The sequence below is a fragment of the Streptomyces pactum genome (genome assembly GCF_016031615.1).
Lineage (GTDB): Bacteria > Actinomycetota > Actinomycetes > Streptomycetales > Streptomycetaceae > Streptomyces > Streptomyces pactus.
In genome coordinates this window covers 7,064,569-7,080,640 of the sequence record NZ_JACYXC010000001.1, presented here as the reverse complement: position 1 = coordinate 7,080,640, position 16,072 = coordinate 7,064,569, and the positions used below count along the sequence as shown (strand labels likewise).

Genomic DNA, 16,072 nt, shown 5'->3' with positions numbered 1-16,072 from the left:
TCAGGCCGGGCCGGAGGGCGGGGCCGTGGTGGGCGGTGAGGAGGCGGGGTCAGCCGGCCGTCCCCCGGCCGCCCGCGGCCGATGACCGCAGCGCCGCGCCGCCCTCCAGGGCGTACGCCCGCAGCCCCGCCTCCTTGAGGGACGCGAACAGGACCCTCGCCTGCTGCGAGCGGTCGGCCTCACGCTCCAGCGCGCGCTGCAGGTGCTTCAGGCACCGCCCGCGGATCGGGCCGATGGAGCCGCGGGCCATCCCCAGCGCGGCGCCGATCTCGTCGTACGTCATCGGCGGGTCGGTGACCAGGAGCCCGAGCAGCGCCTGACACTTGGGCGAGAGCGAGCAGTAGGCGAGCAGCACCTCGTCGCGCGCCTCCTTCTCCAGCACGCGCTCCTCCGGCTGGCCGGCCGGCGGCTGCGGCCGGTCGAAGACCTCGGGGTCCTCGGTGGGCGTGCTGCGCCCGGCCTTCTGGATGTGCTTGAGGCTCTCCCGGCGGGCCGACACCGAGATCCAGTTCGCCAGTTTGTCCGGGTCCCGCAGCTTCCCCAGGTGCTGGATAACCCGCATCCACGTCGTCTGGCAGACGTCCTCACAGTCCGCCGGGGACAGCCGGTGCCCCCGGGCGATGGCCCATATCAGCGGCGTGTAACGATCGACGATCCGGTTCCAGCTCTCCTGGCCCCCCGCCAGGCAATCGTCGATCAACGCTCTCAGATCACGATTCTTCAATTTACCCCCCGTTACGGTGGCGCAGGCCGCGCGATTCAATTACCGCGCCCCTGTCGCTACAGGTGTTAATAATACTGTGCACCCGACGCGCAGTGTCAACGATTACGCAATACGCAAGCCCTCCCCGAATGCTACGGAATCGTCACCTCCGCAGGCCGCAGCGACCGTGAACACCGTTTATCGACCGAATTCGACAAGTCGCGGTGGCCCTATGCCGGACACCTCGGAACAACCGCCGCCGCACACCGGGCCGAGAGCGCGTCGCGCCGGGCCGCTCTGGGCGGCCCGGCGCGACGCTGCCGTGGACGGCTACCGGCGCGGCTGCTCACCGTCCGGCGCCCGGGCCGGGAGCGGCCGGGCCTGACGGGCCCCCCGTGCGACGGGACACCCCTCCTGCGCCGCCGGCCGCTCCGTCTCCGGTGCCGCCGCAGCTCCCTCGGCCGGCCTCCGCGTGTCCCGGCCGGGCCCGCCGCCGTGCGCGACCGGGCAGCCGCTCGCCGCCTCCCCGGCGGTCATGTCCTGCGGGACGTGACCGGACGGTACGGCACCGGGCACCGCGACGGCCGGCTCCGCGGTCTCCCGCACCGGGCGCGGCGTCATCAGGATGCCGTGCCTGGCGCGGAGCGAGATGTCCGGCTGCATCACCACCGGGTGCCCCGGCACCATGTCCAGGTGGAACCGCTGGAGCAGCGAGGCGAGCACGATCGTCAGCTCCATGTTGGCGAAGGCCATGCCGACGCAGTTGCGCGGGCCGCCCGCGTACGGCACATAGGCGTACCGCGGCCGCCCCGCCGAGCGTTCCCGGGTGAACCGCTCGGGGTCGAACCCCTCGGGGTTGTCCCAGAACTCCGGATTGCGGTGCGTGATGTAGGTGCTGAGCAGCAGGAACGAGCCCGCCGGAATGTGGTACCCGCTCAGCACGTCGTCGCGCAGCGGCATCCGGGCCACCTGCCACAGCGGCGGGTAGAGCCGCAGTGCCTCCTGGATGAACAGCTTGAGGTACCTCAGCTGCGGCAGGTCCTCCATCGTGGGCGGCCGGTCGCCCAGGACCGCCCGCACCTCCGCCCGGGCCCGCTCGGTCTCCGCCGGCCGGGTGGAGAGCAGGTGGCAGATCCACGACAGGGTGGCGGCCACCGTCTCGTGGCCGGCGATGAACAGCGTCATCACCTGGTCGCGCAGCTGCTCGTCGGTCATCAGCCGGCCCGTCTCCGGGTCCGGCGTGTGCATCAGCATCGACAGCAGGTCCTGGGCCTCGTCGCCGGCCGGCAGCGTCCGGCGTTCGGCGATCAGCCGGTACACCGTGTCGTCCAGCACCCTGCGGGCCGCCAGGAACCGGCGGTTGCGCGGGGTCGGGATCCGCTCCGGGATGTCGGCGACCGCGATCAGCTTGGCGTTGATGTGCTCCAGCTGGGTGGCGACGGCCCGGCCGAGCGTCAGCGCGTCGCGGGACCAGTCCGCCCGGAACAGGCAGCGGGCCAGGATCTCCAGCGTCAGGCTCTGCGTCTCGGTCCTGACGTCCATCGGCTCGCCGGCCGCGGCCACCTGCTCCCAGCGGTCCAGCATCCGCCGTGTGCTGTCGGTCATCACCTCCGCGAACCGCTCCAGCGGTTCCCGGCGGAACGTGGGCGCGACGGTGCGCCGCTGGGCCCGCCACACCTCCCCCTCCGTGGTGACCAGGCCCTGGCCCACCGAGACCCCCACCTTGCGGTTGAAGTCGTCCGGGTGCGGATAGTTCTCGAAGTTGTCGGCCAGGATGTGCCGGAGGTCGTCGGGGTGGGTGACCAGCACCACCGGCACCGGCCCCCGGAAGCGCACCAGGTCGCCGTGGTCGCGCCAGGCCCGGACGAAGGTCTCCAGCGGGTTGCGCCGGAAGTCCAGCGCGGAGCCCAGCAGCGGCAGTCCCCGCGGGCCCGGCGGGCGCCGCGGCCCCGCGCCCCGCACCCCAGTACGGTCGCGGCGCCCGGTCATGCGCACCCCTTCCCGGCCGCCGCCCGGCTCAGCCGCATCGGCATCCCGCCCTTCGGATACAGGAACACGTTGGACGTCGGCTCGCAGACGTGGCCGCCGGCCAGGGTGAGCCGGTAGTCCTGGAGGATGCGCGCGATCACCAGCGGCGCCTCCAGGACCGCGACCGACGAGCCCGGGCAGAGCCGGGGCCCGCGGGAGAACGGCACGTAGGCGTAGAGCGGGGCGCCACCGGTCGCGCTCCCGACGAACCGCTCCGGCCGGAACCCCTCGGGGTTCTCCCAGAACCCGGGGTGGCGGTGCATCAGGTAGGGGCTGATGAAGACCTGGGAGCCGGCCGGGACGTGGTAGCCGCCGATCTCGTCGTCCTCCAGCGGGCTGCGCGACAGCGTCCACACCGAGGGGTAGAGCCGCAGCACCTCCTGGTAGAAGGCGCGCAGGTAGCGCAACCTGGGCAGGTCGGACGCGGCCGGCTCCCGGTCCCCGCACACCTCGGCGATCTCCGCGCGCGCCCGGCGCTCGGCCTCGGGATGCCGCGACAGCAGCGAGAACGCCCACACCAGCGACAGCGCGGTGGTCTCGTAGCCGCCGAGGAACATCGTGACGACCTCGTCGCGCAGCTGCTTGTCCGACATCCGGCCGCCGGTCTGCTCGTCCTCCGCGCGCAGGAAGCGCGTCAGCAGGTCGTCCGGCGGCTCCGGGTCCCGGCGCCGCTCGGCGATCAGCCCGTACACGAAGGCGTCGAGCGTCGAGCGTGCCGCCAGGAAGCGGGTCCGCGCCTGGCTGGGCAGCCACTGCGGCAGCTCCACGAAGCGCTGGAGCCGCACGTTGGTGTAGGCGTTGCAGACCCGGACGGCACGGGCCAGCTCGCCGGCGCGGCCGCTGACGTCGGTGCTGAACAGCGTCCGCATGACGATGGTCAGCGCGAGGCGGAACATCTCCGGCGTGATGTCGAAGGTCTCCTCGCGGGACGCCCGGCCGTGCCAGTCGCGGACCAGGTCGCCGGTGGCCTCCACCATCGCCGGGCCGAACCCGGCGATCCGGGCGCCCTTGAAGGCGGGCTGGGCCAGCCGGCGCTGACGGAAGTGGAAGTCGCCGTTGCTGGTGAACAGGCCCTGGCCGACCCAGGGTTCGAACTTGCCGACCGACAGCGGGTCCTTGGGGTAGTTCGGCTGCCGGTCGTCCAGGACGTGCTTGATGTGGTCCGGATGCACGATCAGGAAGAGGTTGCGCCGGCCCGGCAGCCGGAAGCGGACGATGTCGCCGTGCTCCCGCCAGGCCCCGGTGAAGGTCCCCACCAGATCGCGGACCAGGTCGGGGCCGCAGCCGACCACCGGGTAGCCCCGGGGGCCCGGGGCCTGGCGGAGCCGGCCGCTCGTCGTCGCAGTCATGGTGCGTGCCTCGCTTCGCGGGTGGTCGGCGGTCAGCGGTTGCGGATCCGGTGCCGGGCGACGTGGAGGATGTTGCCGGCGGTCAGCCGGAGGATGGTGCCGGGCCCGCTTCCCGGCCCGGGCGCCATGCCGCACTGCTCCAGCATCGAGGCCGTGCTCTCCTCGTGCCACAGCTCGGCGAACCGGCCGTCACGCACGATGTGGAAGTCCAGGCCGGTCATGACCATCCGGCGGCCGGTGCCGGGGAACCCGTACAGCTCGCCGCGGAAGGTGCCGGTGGCGGTCCAGCGGTCGATGACCTTGTCGCCCATGACGGTCACGTCGTCGAGCGAGAACCGCAGGTCCGGGAAGGCGTCGTGCATCAGCTGCACGGCGGCGCGGTGGCCGGCCGGGCCCTGCGGGCAGCCCGGCAGCGGCATGTGGTCGCGCCAGTCCTCGGCCAGCAGCTCCCGCTCGGTCTCGGCGTTGTTCTTGTCCCAGACCTCCTCGATGTAGCGGCGGGCCATCTCGTAGTACGTCTCGTCGAGCGAGCCGTCGCAGTTCTGGTCTTTCCGGGTGTCCAGGAGCGCGGGACGGGACATCGGTGTCCTCCAGGAGAGGGATGAGGTGGATGGATCGCTCGTGCGGCGACGGATCCGGGCACACGGCGCCCGGGGCCGGTCACCGCGTCGGGCCGTTACTGCGGGTCCGGCCGTGTCGTGCGGGCCGGTCACGGCGTCCCGGCGCTCATGGCGTGCGGGGACCGGGGGACCGGCGTGGGGTGCGGGGGCGGGTCATGGCGTGGGACCCGTCGCGGCGTGCGGGGCCGGGCCCGGCGTGCGGGGACCGGCGTGGGGTGTCGTGGGGTGGGGGTCACAGCTCCGGGCCGACGTCCACGGCGCCCTGCGACCGCAGGATCTGCTGGGCGGCGTGGCTGCCGGAGACGATCACGCGCAGCGCGCTGGCGGCCTGCGCCCAGTGCCCGGCGAGGTAGAGCCCCTCGATCGGGGTGTGGTAGGTCAGCCGCTTGCTGCCGGCCTGCGCCGGGGTGTTCTCCCAGCCGTACGCGGCGCCGCGGTGGTTGCCCGTGAACCGCTCCAGGGTCAGCGGGGTGGAGCTGGAGACGAAGGTCAGCCCGTCCTTGAACCCGGGGTAGATCCGCTCGACGAGGTCGAGGTACTTCGCCTCCAGCTTCGGCTTCAGCTCCGCCCACGGCTCGGGCGCGTCGTAGGGCGCCAGGGCCGTGGAGGTGACCAGGTGCTCCCCGGGCGGGCCGAGGCTCGGGTCGAGGAGGGTGGGCACCACGACCACGCTGGCCGGGGCCTCGCCGCGGTGGAAGCCGGCGAAGGCGGCGTCGTGGTCGGCGGTTTCGTAGACGAACGTCTCGTGGGCCCCGCCGGCCGCCGCGATGTCCAGAGTGGTGGCCGCGTACACCACGAACATCGACATGGACTCCTTGAGCGAGCGCAGCCGCCGGCCGTAGGCCTTCGGCAGGTGCTCCAGGCCCACCAGGTCGTGGAAGGTGTGCCGGGCGTCGGCGTTGGAGACGACGACGGGGGCGCTCACCTCCTGGCCGCCGGCGAGGACGACGCCGCGGGTGGCGCCGCCGGTGACCAGGATGCGCTCCACCGGCGCGTCGGCGAGGATCTTCCCGCCGTCCCGTTCGATCGCCGTGGTGAACGCCCGCACCAGGTGCTGGAAACCGCCCTTGCAGTGGTAGAGCCCGTGCATCTGGGTGTAGAGGAAACGGGCGAACAGCTCGAAGGACAGCTGCGAGGGCGGCAGCCCCATGTACGGCCAGCCGGCGCTGCAGAAGGCCTTGCAGCGGGGGTCGGTGAGGAACCGGTCGAGCACCTCCCCCAGGGTGGCCATGCGGTTCCCGAAGAGGGTGGGGAACTTCCGCACGGCCGCGCCCAGTTCCTGCGGGGACAGCTGGAGGGGCACCTGGTGGGCCTCCGCGAGGAACTTCTCGCAGAGCCCGAAGAAGCCCCGGATGCCCTCCTCCTCGTGCGGGAAGAGCTCCACGTGGGCCCGGATGAACGCCTCCGAGCCGAACGGCGCGTCCAGCACGTCGCCGTCGATGACCACCCGGTACAGCGCGTCGGACTCGACGAACTCGCACAGCTCGCGGACGCCCAGGTGGCGCAGGAGCACGTCGATGGTGCCGCCCTCGGCCGCGCCCGGCACCACGTGGATGGCGGGGTCGAAGTAGCGCTCCCCCGCCCGGAAGGCGTGCGCGTACCCGCCGATGCCCTGGCCCTTCTCGGCGACCAGGACCCGTCGGCCGGCCCTGGCGAGGAGGGCGGCGGCGGCCAGCCCGCCGAGCCCGCTGCCGACGACGACGACGTCGTAGTCGTCCGCCGCGGCGCCGCCCGGCGCCTGTGGTCGTGCTGTCCCCGTCATGGTGTCTCCCCGTGTCGTGTGCTGCCGGCGTCGGCGGCCGCCGTCGCCGGCCCGCCGTCCTCACCGCTAGAGATCCGGACCCGCGGGCCGTGGATACAGCCGGGCCGGCGGAACTCGGGCAGCGGCAGCGCGGAGCGGGTGAACAGCCGGGTCAGCAACGGCCGGGGCATGGACGCCAGGACCCGGTCGCGCAGCGGAGCGGGCATGGCGCGCATCCGCAGCATGCCCCGGGCCCGTTCGAAGTGGCCCAGCACCCGGGGGTGGCGGTCGCTCTCGTAGGCGCGCAGGGCGGCCGGCAGGTCGGTGGACCGGACCAGCCGCGCGGCGAGCACCCCGGCGTCCTCCATGGCCATGCAGGCGCCCTGGCCGATGGTGGGCAGGATCGGGTGGGCCGCGTCACCGAGCAGGGTGATCCGGCCGCGGCCCCAGTCGCGCACCGGGCGGCGGTCCCACGCCTGCCCGGGGAAGAGCTGGTCCGCGGGGGTCCGGGAGACCAGCTCGCGCACCACGTCGGGCCAGCCCTCGCCGGTGGGCGGCTCGTCGATCGAGCCGTCCACGAACCAGTACACCCGGTCCCCGGTCAGCGGCATGATGCCGCAGGTGCCCTTTCGGCCGAAGTGGAAGTCGGTGCCCTGGTACGTCCAGGCGCCGCCGCGCCCGACGACGCCCTGCCAGCTCTCCAGCGGGTTGTCCCGGCGGTCGTCGTGCCCCGGCGGGAGCAGTCCGCGGCGGACCGTGGAGCCCACCCCGTCGGCGCCGACCACCACGTCGGCGCGGAGCTGCTCCCCGCCGGCGAGGGTGACGGTGCCGTCGGGTGCGGCACGCACCACGCCGGCGCCGAACCGGACGTCGGTGCCGGCCTGCTCGATCAGGGTGTCGAGGAGTTCGGCCCGGGTCACGCCCTGCCCGGTGACGCCGTAGGTCTCCTGGAGGAAGCCGAGGTCGAGGGCGGCGAGCCGGCGGCCGCCGGAGCCGAACATCCGAGCCAAGGCAATGGGCTGACACACCTTCAGCAGGGCCTGGTACATGTCCTCGCCGCCCGCGCGGCGCACCGCGCACAGGGCGTTGGGCCAGATGGTGATCGCCAGTCCGTCACGGCGCTCGGCCGAGCGTTCCAGGACGGTGACGTCCCAGTCGTGCCGGGTCAGCATGCCGGCCAGGGTGAGGCCGCCGACCCCGCTGCCGACAATGATCGCGGACCGTCGTGCCATCGCTGGTCCCCTCCTCGGGTACGGAAGTGCTGTGGTGTGTCGTGCGGCGGCGCGGGCGCCGACCGGGCCGGGTGCTCCCGGCCGGCGCCCGCCGTCGGCTCACTTCAGGCCGAACGGGTTGACCGCGCGGTAGTCCAGGCGGCTCCAGTGCTCCACGAAGCGGCCCCTCTCGACGCGGAAGAGGTCGGCGCGGTTGAGCGCCAGCTCCTTGCCGGTGCCCTTCTCGTGGCCGCGCCAGACCCAGAAGACGACGGCCTTGTCCTGGGACGCGACGGTGTGCTTGATCTCGAACGTCAGGTCGGGGAACCGCTCGCGGTAGCTGCGCAGGTTGTCCCGCAGTCCGTCGAGCCCGGGCTCCAGCCCGCGCTGGTGCTGCACCAGGTCCGGGGCGATGGCGCTGGGCACGGGGGCCTGCGGCTGCCGGTAGAAGGTGTTGATGGCGTACAGCAGGGTGACCAGGTTGCGGCGCTGCTCCTTGGTGCCCCGCCAGTCGGAGCGGGTGGCGGGCTGGTCACCGCCGGGGAGGTTCACGCCGAACTCCTGCATGGCCGCGTAGTCCACGGCGTCCCAGTGCTCGGCGATCTTGCCGTCCTGGACCCGGTACAGCTCGGCGGTCTCGAAGACCAGCTCCTTTCCGGTCCCGGCGTGGTGGCCCTTGAAGGTGGCCAGCAGCATCACCTTGTCCCCCTGCGCGACGACCTGGTGGATGGTGCCCGCGAGGTCGGGGAAGACGGAGTGGAACAGCTTGTAGTCCTCCAGGTAGCCGTCGACGCCCGACTTCAGGCCCGGGCTGTGCTGGACGTAGTCCTCGCGCATGAACTCCCGCACCCGGTCCAGGCGCTGTTCGGCGAGCACTTCCCGGTAGAAGCCGAGGACCACGCGCTTGCTCTGCTCCCCCCGGGTGTCGGTGCCAAGGCCGTGGGCAGCGGCCCGGGAGTCGTCCGCGGCGCCGGCGCTGCCCGAGGTGAGGACGGCGAGGAGGGCGCCGATGACGCCCACCACCAGCAGGCGGCGCAGCGTGCGGCCCTTCTTCCTGCCTTCGGTGGCGGGTTCCTCGCAGGGGCGGTTGTCGTCGTTCACGCGACCGGGTTCCTTTCGGGTCGATGGGTCGGGATCGGGGTGGTGGCAGGGGTCTTGGGGGCCGGCCGGCGCCGCCGGCCCGGCATCAGCAGCAGCACGGCGAGCACACCGGCCCCGGCGATGCCGCCCGCGACGGTCATCGCGTCGGTGAGCGCCTGGGTGAAGGCGTCCGTCGCCAGGCCGCGCAGTTCCTCGCCCGCCTCGCCGCCGAGCCGGGCGGCGGCCTCGGAGGCGCCGCCCAGCGAGTCGCGGGCGGCCTCGGCCGCCGGGGCGGGGAGTCCGTCCGGCCCGGGCAGCTCGTCGCGGTAGGAGGTGGTCAGCACCGAGCCGATGACGGCGATGCCCAGGGAGCCGCCGACCTGGAGCGTCGCGTCGGTGACCGCGGAGGCGGCGCCGCCCTGCTCGGCGGGCGCGGCGGCCAGGATCGCGTTGGCGCAGGGCGGCAGGACGAGTCCCATGGTGAAGCCGAACAGGGCCAGCGCGCCCAGCGCCACCGGCTCCGATCCGGCGTCGGCACGGGCCATCAGCAGCATGCTGCCGGCGAGCACGGCGAGGCCGCCGGAGGCGACGGCCCGGATGCCCGCCGTCCGGACGAGCCGTTCGCCCAGGCCCGCGCCGATGACGGCGGTGAGCATCGGCAGCAGCCGCAGCCCGGCGTCCAGCGGGCCGTGCCCGCGGACGAACTGGAGGTACTGGGTGACCACGAAGAGCAGGCCGAACAGGCAGAAGTTCACGCAGAACATCGCCACCGCGCTGCCGGCGAACAGCGGTGCGCGGAACATCTTCCCCGGCAGCATCGGGTGCCGGGCCCACCGTTCCCGGAGCACGAACAGGGCGAGGAAGAGCGCCCCCGCGGCGAGCGCGGTCAGCGTCACCGGGTCCGTCCAGCCGTGGTGCGGGCCCTCGATGATCCCGTAGACGAGCACCCCGAGCCCGGCCACCGAAAGCACCACCCCGGCCAGGTCGAGCGGCACCCGGTGCGGGTTGCGGGACTCCGGGACCATGACGACGCAGGCGACGATGGCGAACACCACGACGGGCACGCTGATCAGGAAGACCGAGCCCCACCAGAAGTGCTCCAGCAGCAGCCCGCCGAGCACCGGGCCCAGCGGCACCCCGATCGCGCCCGAGCCGGCCCAGACGCTGATCGCCCTGGCCTGCTCCTCGGCCGGGAAGACGTGCTTGATGACGGAGAGCGTGGCGGGCATGACGAAGGCGCCGCCGACGCCCATCCCGGCGCGCATGGCGATGAGCGTCCCCGGACTGCCGGCGTAGGCGGCGCCCAGGGTGAAGCCGAGGACCAGGACGAGACCGGCGAGGAGCAGCCGCTTGCGGCCGAAGCGGTCGCCGAGCCCCCCGCCGAGGAGCAGCAGCCCGCCGAAGGCGAGGGTGTAGGAGTCGATGATCCACTGCAGTTCCCCGCCGGTCGCCCCGAGGTCGTGCTGCACCCGGGGCAGGGCGAGGTTGAGGATCAGGTTGTCCATGCCGATGACGATCAGGCTCAGGCACAGCACGGCCAGGATCCGCCAGCGGCTGCGGTGTACGGCGGTGGGGTCCACGAGAGCGGGCTTCCTTCCGGGCGGTGGGTGGGGCCGGGGCGTGCGGGGACCGGCGGAGACCGGTGAAACAGGTGGGACCGGCCGGAGCGGGACCGGTGGTTCCCCCGGGAACCCGGCGCGGGCCGGCGGCGGCCGTTCCCCGGCCCGCGCGCTCGGGGCACGGGCCGGGGGGGCGCGTCGGCACCCGGGCACGTCGGCGCGCGGGGTGGTGTGGTGTGGTGTGGTGTGGTGCGTCGGTGCCGCGGGGTGGTGCGGACGCGTCAGCCCGCGGGCCGGTGCGGGTTCCTCCTGCGGTACGCACGGTCGAGCCGGGTCAGGCGGACCGCGGTCCTGACGGAGTGCGCGATGGTGCCGAGGGGGCCGGTGCCGGGCGGCGGGACGACGCCCATCTGGGTGAGCATCCCGGCGTAGTCGCCCTCCTGGCGGAACTCCCGCATGCGGCCCTGGTCGTCGTACTTCTCGATGATGATCTCCCCGATCTCCAGCCGCCGCCCGGTGGGCGGGATGCCGAAGAGCGGGCCGAGGTGGGTGCCGCGGAAGGTGACGTGCAGGACGGCCTGGTCGCCGTCGATGAGGATGTCGTGCCAGTCGATCCGCACATCGGGCTTGGCGGCCCGTACCAGGTTGAGGGTGCCGAGGAACTCCTGGCCGCCGTGGAGCACGGGGCGGCCGGGGAGGTGGCACGTGAAGTCGGGCGCGTAGTGCGGCAGGGCGCGGGAGTTGTCGTCCGACCAGGAGAGGTCGGAGATCTTCAGGATGTGCTCCGTGGTGAGCCGGAAGCCGTCGCCGCCCTGCGCGCCGGCCCCCGCGCCGGCGCCCTTTCCGGTCCTGGGGCCCCGCGGGTTCTTCGCCACCCGTCCGTCCGCCGTCATCGCCCGGCCCTCCTGCCCCGCCCGACGCGGTCCCGGACGGTCAGCGCGCCGAGCCGGCCGACGGTCCGGACCGTGTGGGCGACGGTGCCCAGCGGCCCGGCGTCCTCGGGCGGGGTGATGCCGAGCTGGCCCAGCACGCCCAGGTAGTCGGCCTGCTGCCACATCTCGGCGATCCTGCTGCCGGTGAACCGCATGATCACGTGCTCGGTGAGCACGGTGGGCCGCCCGGTGGGCGGGATGCCCATCAGCGTGCCCCGCTGGTGGCCCCGTAACTCGCCGCGCACCATGACCTTGTCGCCCTGGGCCAGCACCTCGTGGGTGGTGCGGGACAGGTCCGGCATGGCGGTGAACATCCGGCCCGCCAGCTCCCGCAGCCCCGCCGTGCCGTGGATCACCGGCTGTCCCGGCAGCGGTACGTGGGTCACCACGTGCGGGCTGAAGTGCTCGTCGATGACTCCGAGGTCGTGCTTGTTCCACAGGTCGTCCAGGACCCGCGGCGCGATCGTCCTGATGTCGGGCGCCGGCGGCGCCGTGCTGCTTGGCATCGTCTCTCCGTCTCATCGCCGCTCACGGCCGCGCCGCGCTCCGCGCGTTGCGGTCCGCCGCGGCCAGCCAGTCGTGGCGGATGAGGCTGCTGAAGGGCTCGATCAGCAGCCAGTAGGGCCGGAACCGGCGCACGGCGGCGCGGTCGGTGCCGTAGACCCGGGTCTCGGTGTGCAGGGCCGTCCCGCCTTCCCGGCCGGTGGCCGAGAAGGCCATCAGTCCCTTGATGTGCCCCGGCTCGTCGAACTCGCGGTACTGCTCGGGGGTGAGCGTCAGCCACTCCTGGCGCAGCTTCCACGGCCGCCCCACGAAGCCGACGATCAGGTCGCCCTCCGGCTCGTCCAGGAGGGGGAAGGCACCCACCCCCTCGTACAGCCCCTGGATGACGCGGTCCTCCTTGGCCAGGAACCGCTCCTTCTTCCGGGAGGTGAGGCGGGCGGGGACACTGCGCACGAAGACCAGCGGCCTGAGGGCGTACATGTCGCCGGGCCGCACCTCCCGGACGGCCCGCGCGGCAGCCGCCGGTGGGGCCGGAACGGTCCGGTCCTGATGGGTCCGCCAGTGGTACCGCGGCAGCCAGTGGTCGCAACCGGCCATCCCCGGACCGTTCTCACGCCGACGCATAACTCGCCTCCCGTGCCTGTCGCTTGATGAGATCCGTGCCGCTCCGCCGGGGATACACCCGGGCACGGATGTCGCGGGGCCAACGCCACCGCCCGGCCGGGCCGCGCGCCGCGGCCGGCGCGCCGGGCGCCGTGCCCACCGCGCCGGCGGACCGGGGGTCCCCAGGGCCCCTGAACGACCGCCGGGCGCCCCCGCGCGGCCGTTCGCCGGTCGGGACGGCCCGCGTGCCGGCCGGCCCGGCCGGCCGGACCCGGCGCGGACGTCCCGGCGGGCGGTGTCGCCGGTGTGGTCGCGCATGCGTCTCCCCCTCGATGCGGCGGATTTACGATACCCGAGTTCCGGAACTACGGTCTCGTATACTTCGGCCATGCCGCACCAGCCGCCCCCCGCGATCCGTCCCCCGCCCGGGGCGCCCGGACGCCCAGATCGACGGCACGGTCCTCGCGGCCGCCCGCGACCTCCTCACCGAGGTCGGCTATGCCCGGGTGACCATGGACGGGGTCGCCGCCCGGGCGGGCGTGGGCAAGGCGGCGATCTACCGCAGGTTCGGCTCCAAGGCGGAGCTGCTCTTCGCCGCCGCCGTCCACGACATGGACATCGAGCCGCCGCCGGACACCGGCTCCCTGCGCGGGGACCTCCGGGCCATGGCGGCCCTGATCCGTGACCGGCTCTCGGCGCCGGCGGCGCGGCTGGTGACCCCGGCGCTGATGGTGGAGATGGGACGCGACCCGTCACTGGTCGCCCGGTTCCAGGAGACCTTCATCGCCCGGGAGCGCCGGGACCTGACGGCGTGCCTGGACCGTGCGGTCGCCCGCGGCGAGCTGCCGGGCCCGCAGGACCCCACCGTGGCGCACCTGCTGATGGGCGGTCCGCTGTTCCTGGCGCTGTTCGCGTTCCACCTGCCGGTGGACGAGGCGCTGCTGGACGACCTGGCGACGACGATCGCGGCGGGCCTGATCGCCCGGGCACGGGCCGCCTGACGCGGCAGGGCGCACACCGCCCGGGCGGCACCGACGGCCCGGCGGCGGGACCGGCGGCAGCGGCGGGACCGGCGGTCGGGCGGCGCCTGAGCGGCCCGCCGGGCGGTCGCGGTAACGGCCGGGGAGCCGGCCCCGCCGCCCGGTCCGCGGGGACGGGTGCCGGAAGCCGAACCCGGGGTGCGGGCGCGCCGCGCCCGGACGCGGTCAGCCGCCCCGCCGGGAGAGCAGGACGTCGCCGCCCACGACCCGCACCGCGTAGGTCTCGACCGGGTCCACGGCCGGGAGGTCCAGCGCCTCGCCGGTCCGCAGGCAGAACCGGCTGAAGTGCCACGGGCACTCCACGGCGGCCCCGTCCAGCTCCCCCTCGGAGAGTCTCGCCGCCTCGTGCGAGCACGCGTCGCGCACCGCGTGGATCTCCCCGTCGACATGGGCGAGCAGCACCGGCTCCCCGCCGAAGTCCACGCTCAGCATCGTCCCCGGCCGCACCTGGGCCGCCTCCGCCACCCGCAGCTCACCCGCGCCCGTGTTCTCGGCACTCGCCATGGAAGTCACCGTCTCCTCTCCGGCCACGCCGGACCGCGGCCACCGGCCGTCCTGCGAGGAGAGATCCACCGGCGACCCGCGTGGATACACCGGCCCGGGGTCCGGCGACCCGCCGCACTCCCCCGCCGCCGGGGGCGTACTCGCGCTGCCACCAGCCCGTGTGCCGTACGGGCAGCCGTAGGAACGGCCTTATGGACAGGCCTGCGCGCGGCCGGGCCGGGACAGCGGCTGCCGCCACCCGGCCGCCCCTGCGCACCGCGACGGTGCACAGCCGTCGGCGGCCGGGGAAGCCGCCCTCCGTCCCGGTCCCCCGGCGACCCGTGGCCGGTGACCGTCTCAGCCCGGCTGAGCGTCCTCCAGCAGCGCCAGCTCCTCCGCGCTCAGCGTGAGTTCCGCGGCCCCGGCGGAGTCGGTGATCGAGGCCGGGCGGCCGGCTCCGGGCACCGGGATCACCGCCGGGGAGCGGGCGAGCAGCCAGGCCAGGGCGATGCGCTGCGGGCTGACGCCGTGTACGGCGGCGAGGCGGTGGAAGGCGGTGCCGGCGGAGGTGGGGCCGGAGGGGCCGTCCAGGGAACTGCGCGAGATGCCGCCGAGCGGGCTCCACGGCAGGAAGGCCAGGCCCAGCCGGGTGCTCAGCCGCAGCTCGGGCTCGCTGTCGCGGACGGCGGGCGAGTACCGGTTCTGGACGGAGGCGAGTCCCTCGCCGAGGATCCGGTGCGCCTGGCGGATCTGGGCGGTGGTGACGTTGGAGATCCCCGCGGCGCGGATGGTGCCGGCGTCGAGCAGCTCGCGCAGCGCGCCGACGGAGTCCGCCCAGGGCACGGCCGGGTCCGGCTTGTGCAGCTGGTACAGGCCGATGGCGTCGACGCCGAGGCGCCTGGCGGAGGCCTCGGCCGCCCGCTTGAGGTGGGCGGGGGTGGCGTTGACGGTCCAGCTGCCGTCGCCGGGGCGGCCACGGCCGCCCTTGGTGGCCACCAGGACGTGGGAGGTGTCGCCGCCGTAGCCGGCCAGCGCGCGGGCGATCAGCAGTTCGTTGTGGCCCTCCTCGCCGGCGTGCCAGTGGTAGCTGTCGGCGGTGTCGATGAGCGTGACGCCGGCGTCGAGGGCGGCGTGGATGGTGGCGATGGCCTGCGTCTCGTCGGGGCGGTGCTCGATGGACAGCGGCATGGCGCCCAGCCCGATGGCGCTGACCACGGTGTGGGCGATGGTGCGGTATCGCATGGTGGCTCGTGTTCCTCAGGCAGCGGGGGACGGCACGGCGGCGAGGGCTTCGGCGACGGCGCCGGGCAGCCAGTCGGTGGTGCGGGAGAAGGGGAATCCGAGGGCCTTGGCGCGGGCGTTGCTCATGGCGTAGTGGCGGTCGAAGGAGAACGGTGAGGCCGGCTCGCCCGCGGCGACGGTCCGGTGGACGGCTTGACGGCCCACCCGCTCGGCGATGACCGCGGTGAGGTCGTACACGTCGAGCGGGCCGTCGGAACAGGCGTTGACCGGGCCGGTGAAGCCGGCGGTGGTCGCCCACAGCAGCAGCTCCGCCAGTTCCTCGTGGTGGATGAAGACCGAGGGCAGCGCCCGCGCGTGCACGGCGATCTCCGCCCCCCGGGTGATGCGCCCGACGTAGTGCGCCAGCCGGCCGGTGAACTCCTGGGCGCCGCCGCCGAGCACATGGGCGCTGCGCACGCCGGCGTACGCGAAGCCGCCGGCACGGGCGAGGACGGCCTCCGCCTGGCGCTTGCCCTCGGCGTAGTGCGCCTGCCGGTACGCGTCGTCGTGCCAGGGAAGGCCGGTGGCCACCGGCCAGGTGGCCGGATCCACCAGCTCCTCCGGGACCGGGATGCCGGGGGGCACGGCCGGCAGTACGGCGGTCGCCGGGTCGTAGACCTCGATCGTGGACGTCATGACGTACCGCGGGGTGCGCCCGGCGAAGGCGCGCGCGGCGATCGCGGCCTGCACCGGGGTGTAGCAGACCTGGTCCACCACCACGTCGAACGTCCGGGAGCCGAGTGCGGCCGCCAGGACGGCCTCGTCGTTCCGGTCGGCCATGAGGTGCTCGATGCCGTCCGGCGGCACGGTGGAGCCCCGGTTGACCACAGTGACCCGGTGACCGGCCGCCCGAAGGCGCGTGACCAGGAGTTTCCCGACGTACCGGCTCCCGCCGATGACGCAGACCTTTTGCATGCCCTCATCCTGGGTGACCTATC

The 16,072-nt window shown here is 74.1% G+C and carries 15 protein-coding genes; 1 reads left to right on the top strand and 14 read right to left on the bottom strand.

Annotated elements, in window-relative coordinates:
* Nucleotides 1-49 precede the first annotated feature (49 nt).
* The 11 genes from IHE55_RS27945 to IHE55_RS27895 all read right to left on the bottom strand — a co-directional run bounded on the left by IHE55_RS27945 (nucleotide 50) and on the right by IHE55_RS27895 (nucleotide 12,324).
* Complete coding sequence (locus IHE55_RS27945) at nucleotides 50-700, bottom strand: RNA polymerase sigma factor (RefSeq protein ID WP_232265717.1); 651 nt, start codon at nucleotides 698-700, stop codon at nucleotides 50-52.
* A gap of 333 nt (nucleotides 701-1,033) precedes the next feature.
* Nucleotides 1,034-2,692 carry a cytochrome P450 gene (locus tag IHE55_RS27940; RefSeq protein ID WP_197991573.1) on the bottom strand — a complete coding sequence of 553 codons (1,659 nt, stop codon included), beginning with the start codon at nucleotides 2,690-2,692 and terminating at the stop codon, nucleotides 1,034-1,036.
* Complete coding sequence (locus IHE55_RS27935) at nucleotides 2,689-4,080, bottom strand: cytochrome P450 (protein ID WP_197991572.1); 1,392 nt, start codon at nucleotides 4,078-4,080, stop codon at nucleotides 2,689-2,691. Before IHE55_RS27935 ends, IHE55_RS27940 begins: the two co-directional genes overlap by 4 nt.
* A 32-nt stretch (nucleotides 4,081-4,112) precedes the next feature.
* On the bottom strand, nucleotides 4,113-4,661 hold the full coding sequence (locus tag IHE55_RS27930) for an ester cyclase (protein ID WP_197991571.1): 549 nt from the start codon (nucleotides 4,659-4,661) through the stop codon (nucleotides 4,113-4,115).
* Between the two features lie 271 nt (nucleotides 4,662-4,932).
* On the bottom strand, nucleotides 4,933-6,462 hold the full coding sequence (locus tag IHE55_RS27925) for a phytoene desaturase family protein (RefSeq protein WP_197991570.1): 1,530 nt from the start codon (nucleotides 6,460-6,462) through the stop codon (nucleotides 4,933-4,935).
* A complete protein-coding gene (locus IHE55_RS27920; RefSeq protein WP_197991569.1) occupies nucleotides 6,459-7,673 on the bottom strand; it encodes an FAD-dependent oxidoreductase in 1,215 nt (404 codons plus the stop codon). Before IHE55_RS27920 ends, IHE55_RS27925 begins: the two co-directional genes overlap by 4 nt.
* A gap of 99 nt (nucleotides 7,674-7,772) precedes the next feature.
* The gene (locus IHE55_RS27915) at nucleotides 7,773-8,753 is read right to left on the bottom strand and encodes an ester cyclase family protein (RefSeq protein WP_197991568.1); all 981 of its coding nucleotides are present in this window, start codon (nucleotides 8,751-8,753) and stop codon (nucleotides 7,773-7,775) included.
* The gene (locus IHE55_RS27910; protein WP_197991567.1) at nucleotides 8,750-10,312 is read right to left on the bottom strand and encodes an MFS transporter; all 1,563 of its coding nucleotides are present in this window, start codon (nucleotides 10,310-10,312) and stop codon (nucleotides 8,750-8,752) included. The genes IHE55_RS27915 and IHE55_RS27910 overlap by 4 nt, the downstream gene beginning before the upstream one ends.
* A gap of 260 nt (nucleotides 10,313-10,572) precedes the next feature.
* Complete coding sequence (locus tag IHE55_RS27905) at nucleotides 10,573-11,184, bottom strand: ester cyclase (RefSeq protein WP_197991566.1); 612 nt, start codon at nucleotides 11,182-11,184, stop codon at nucleotides 10,573-10,575.
* Complete coding sequence (locus tag IHE55_RS27900; RefSeq protein WP_197991565.1) at nucleotides 11,181-11,729, bottom strand: ester cyclase; 549 nt, start codon at nucleotides 11,727-11,729, stop codon at nucleotides 11,181-11,183. Before IHE55_RS27900 ends, IHE55_RS27905 begins: the two co-directional genes overlap by 4 nt.
* A gap of 22 nt (nucleotides 11,730-11,751) precedes the next feature.
* Entirely contained in the window at nucleotides 11,752-12,324 is a 573-nt protein-coding gene (locus IHE55_RS27895; protein WP_197991564.1) for a hypothetical protein, read from the bottom strand.
* Nucleotides 12,325-12,776: 452 nt separating this feature from the next.
* On the opposite strand from IHE55_RS27895, the gene IHE55_RS27890 reads away from it, so the two are divergent.
* On the top strand, nucleotides 12,777-13,331 hold the full coding sequence (locus tag IHE55_RS27890; RefSeq protein WP_307826918.1) for a TetR/AcrR family transcriptional regulator: 555 nt from the start codon (nucleotides 12,777-12,779) through the stop codon (nucleotides 13,329-13,331).
* Between the two features lie 204 nt (nucleotides 13,332-13,535).
* On the opposite strand, the gene IHE55_RS27885 is transcribed toward IHE55_RS27890, so the two are convergent.
* From IHE55_RS27885 to IHE55_RS27875, 3 genes are all read right to left on the bottom strand, one after another.
* Nucleotides 13,536-13,874 (bottom strand): non-heme iron oxygenase ferredoxin subunit, encoded by a 339-nt coding sequence (locus tag IHE55_RS27885; RefSeq protein WP_197991562.1) that lies wholly within the window; start codon nucleotides 13,872-13,874, stop codon nucleotides 13,536-13,538.
* A gap of 336 nt (nucleotides 13,875-14,210) precedes the next feature.
* Nucleotides 14,211-15,095 carry an aldo/keto reductase gene (locus IHE55_RS27880; protein ID WP_197991561.1) on the bottom strand — a complete coding sequence of 295 codons (885 nt, stop codon included), beginning with the start codon at nucleotides 15,093-15,095 and terminating at the stop codon, nucleotides 14,211-14,213.
* A gap of 15 nt (nucleotides 15,096-15,110) precedes the next feature.
* The gene (locus tag IHE55_RS27875) at nucleotides 15,111-16,049 is read right to left on the bottom strand and encodes an NAD-dependent epimerase/dehydratase family protein (protein ID WP_197991560.1); all 939 of its coding nucleotides are present in this window, start codon (nucleotides 16,047-16,049) and stop codon (nucleotides 15,111-15,113) included.
* Between the last annotated feature and the right edge of the window lie 23 nt (nucleotides 16,050-16,072).

Bases quoted from the DNA above. Each gene is read 5' to 3' on its own strand.
- IHE55_RS27940 (WP_197991573.1), bottom strand. From the start codon at position 2,692: ATGACCGGGCGCCGCGACCGTACTGGGGTGCGGGGCGCGGGGCCGCGG.
- IHE55_RS27935 (WP_197991572.1), bottom strand. From the start codon at position 4,080: ATGACTGCGACGACGAGCGGCCGGCTCCGCCAGGCCCCGGGCCCCCGG.
- IHE55_RS27930 (WP_197991571.1), bottom strand. From the start codon at position 4,661: ATGTCCCGTCCCGCGCTCCTGGACACCCGGAAAGACCAGAACTGCGAC.
- IHE55_RS27925 (WP_197991570.1), bottom strand. From the start codon at position 6,462: ATGACGGGGACAGCACGACCACAGGCGCCGGGCGGCGCCGCGGCGGAC.
- IHE55_RS27920 (WP_197991569.1), bottom strand. From the start codon at position 7,673: ATGGCACGACGGTCCGCGATCATTGTCGGCAGCGGGGTCGGCGGCCTC.
- IHE55_RS27905 (WP_197991566.1), bottom strand. From the start codon at position 11,184: ATGACGGCGGACGGACGGGTGGCGAAGAACCCGCGGGGCCCCAGGACC.
- IHE55_RS27900 (WP_197991565.1), bottom strand. From the start codon at position 11,729: ATGCCAAGCAGCACGGCGCCGCCGGCGCCCGACATCAGGACGATCGCG.
- IHE55_RS27895 (WP_197991564.1), bottom strand. From the start codon at position 12,324: ATGGCCGGTTGCGACCACTGGCTGCCGCGGTACCACTGGCGGACCCAT.
- IHE55_RS27885 (WP_197991562.1), bottom strand. From the start codon at position 13,874: ATGGCGAGTGCCGAGAACACGGGCGCGGGTGAGCTGCGGGTGGCGGAG.
- IHE55_RS27880 (WP_197991561.1), bottom strand. From the start codon at position 15,095: ATGCGATACCGCACCATCGCCCACACCGTGGTCAGCGCCATCGGGCTG.
- IHE55_RS27875 (WP_197991560.1), bottom strand. From the start codon at position 16,049: ATGCAAAAGGTCTGCGTCATCGGCGGGAGCCGGTACGTCGGGAAACTC.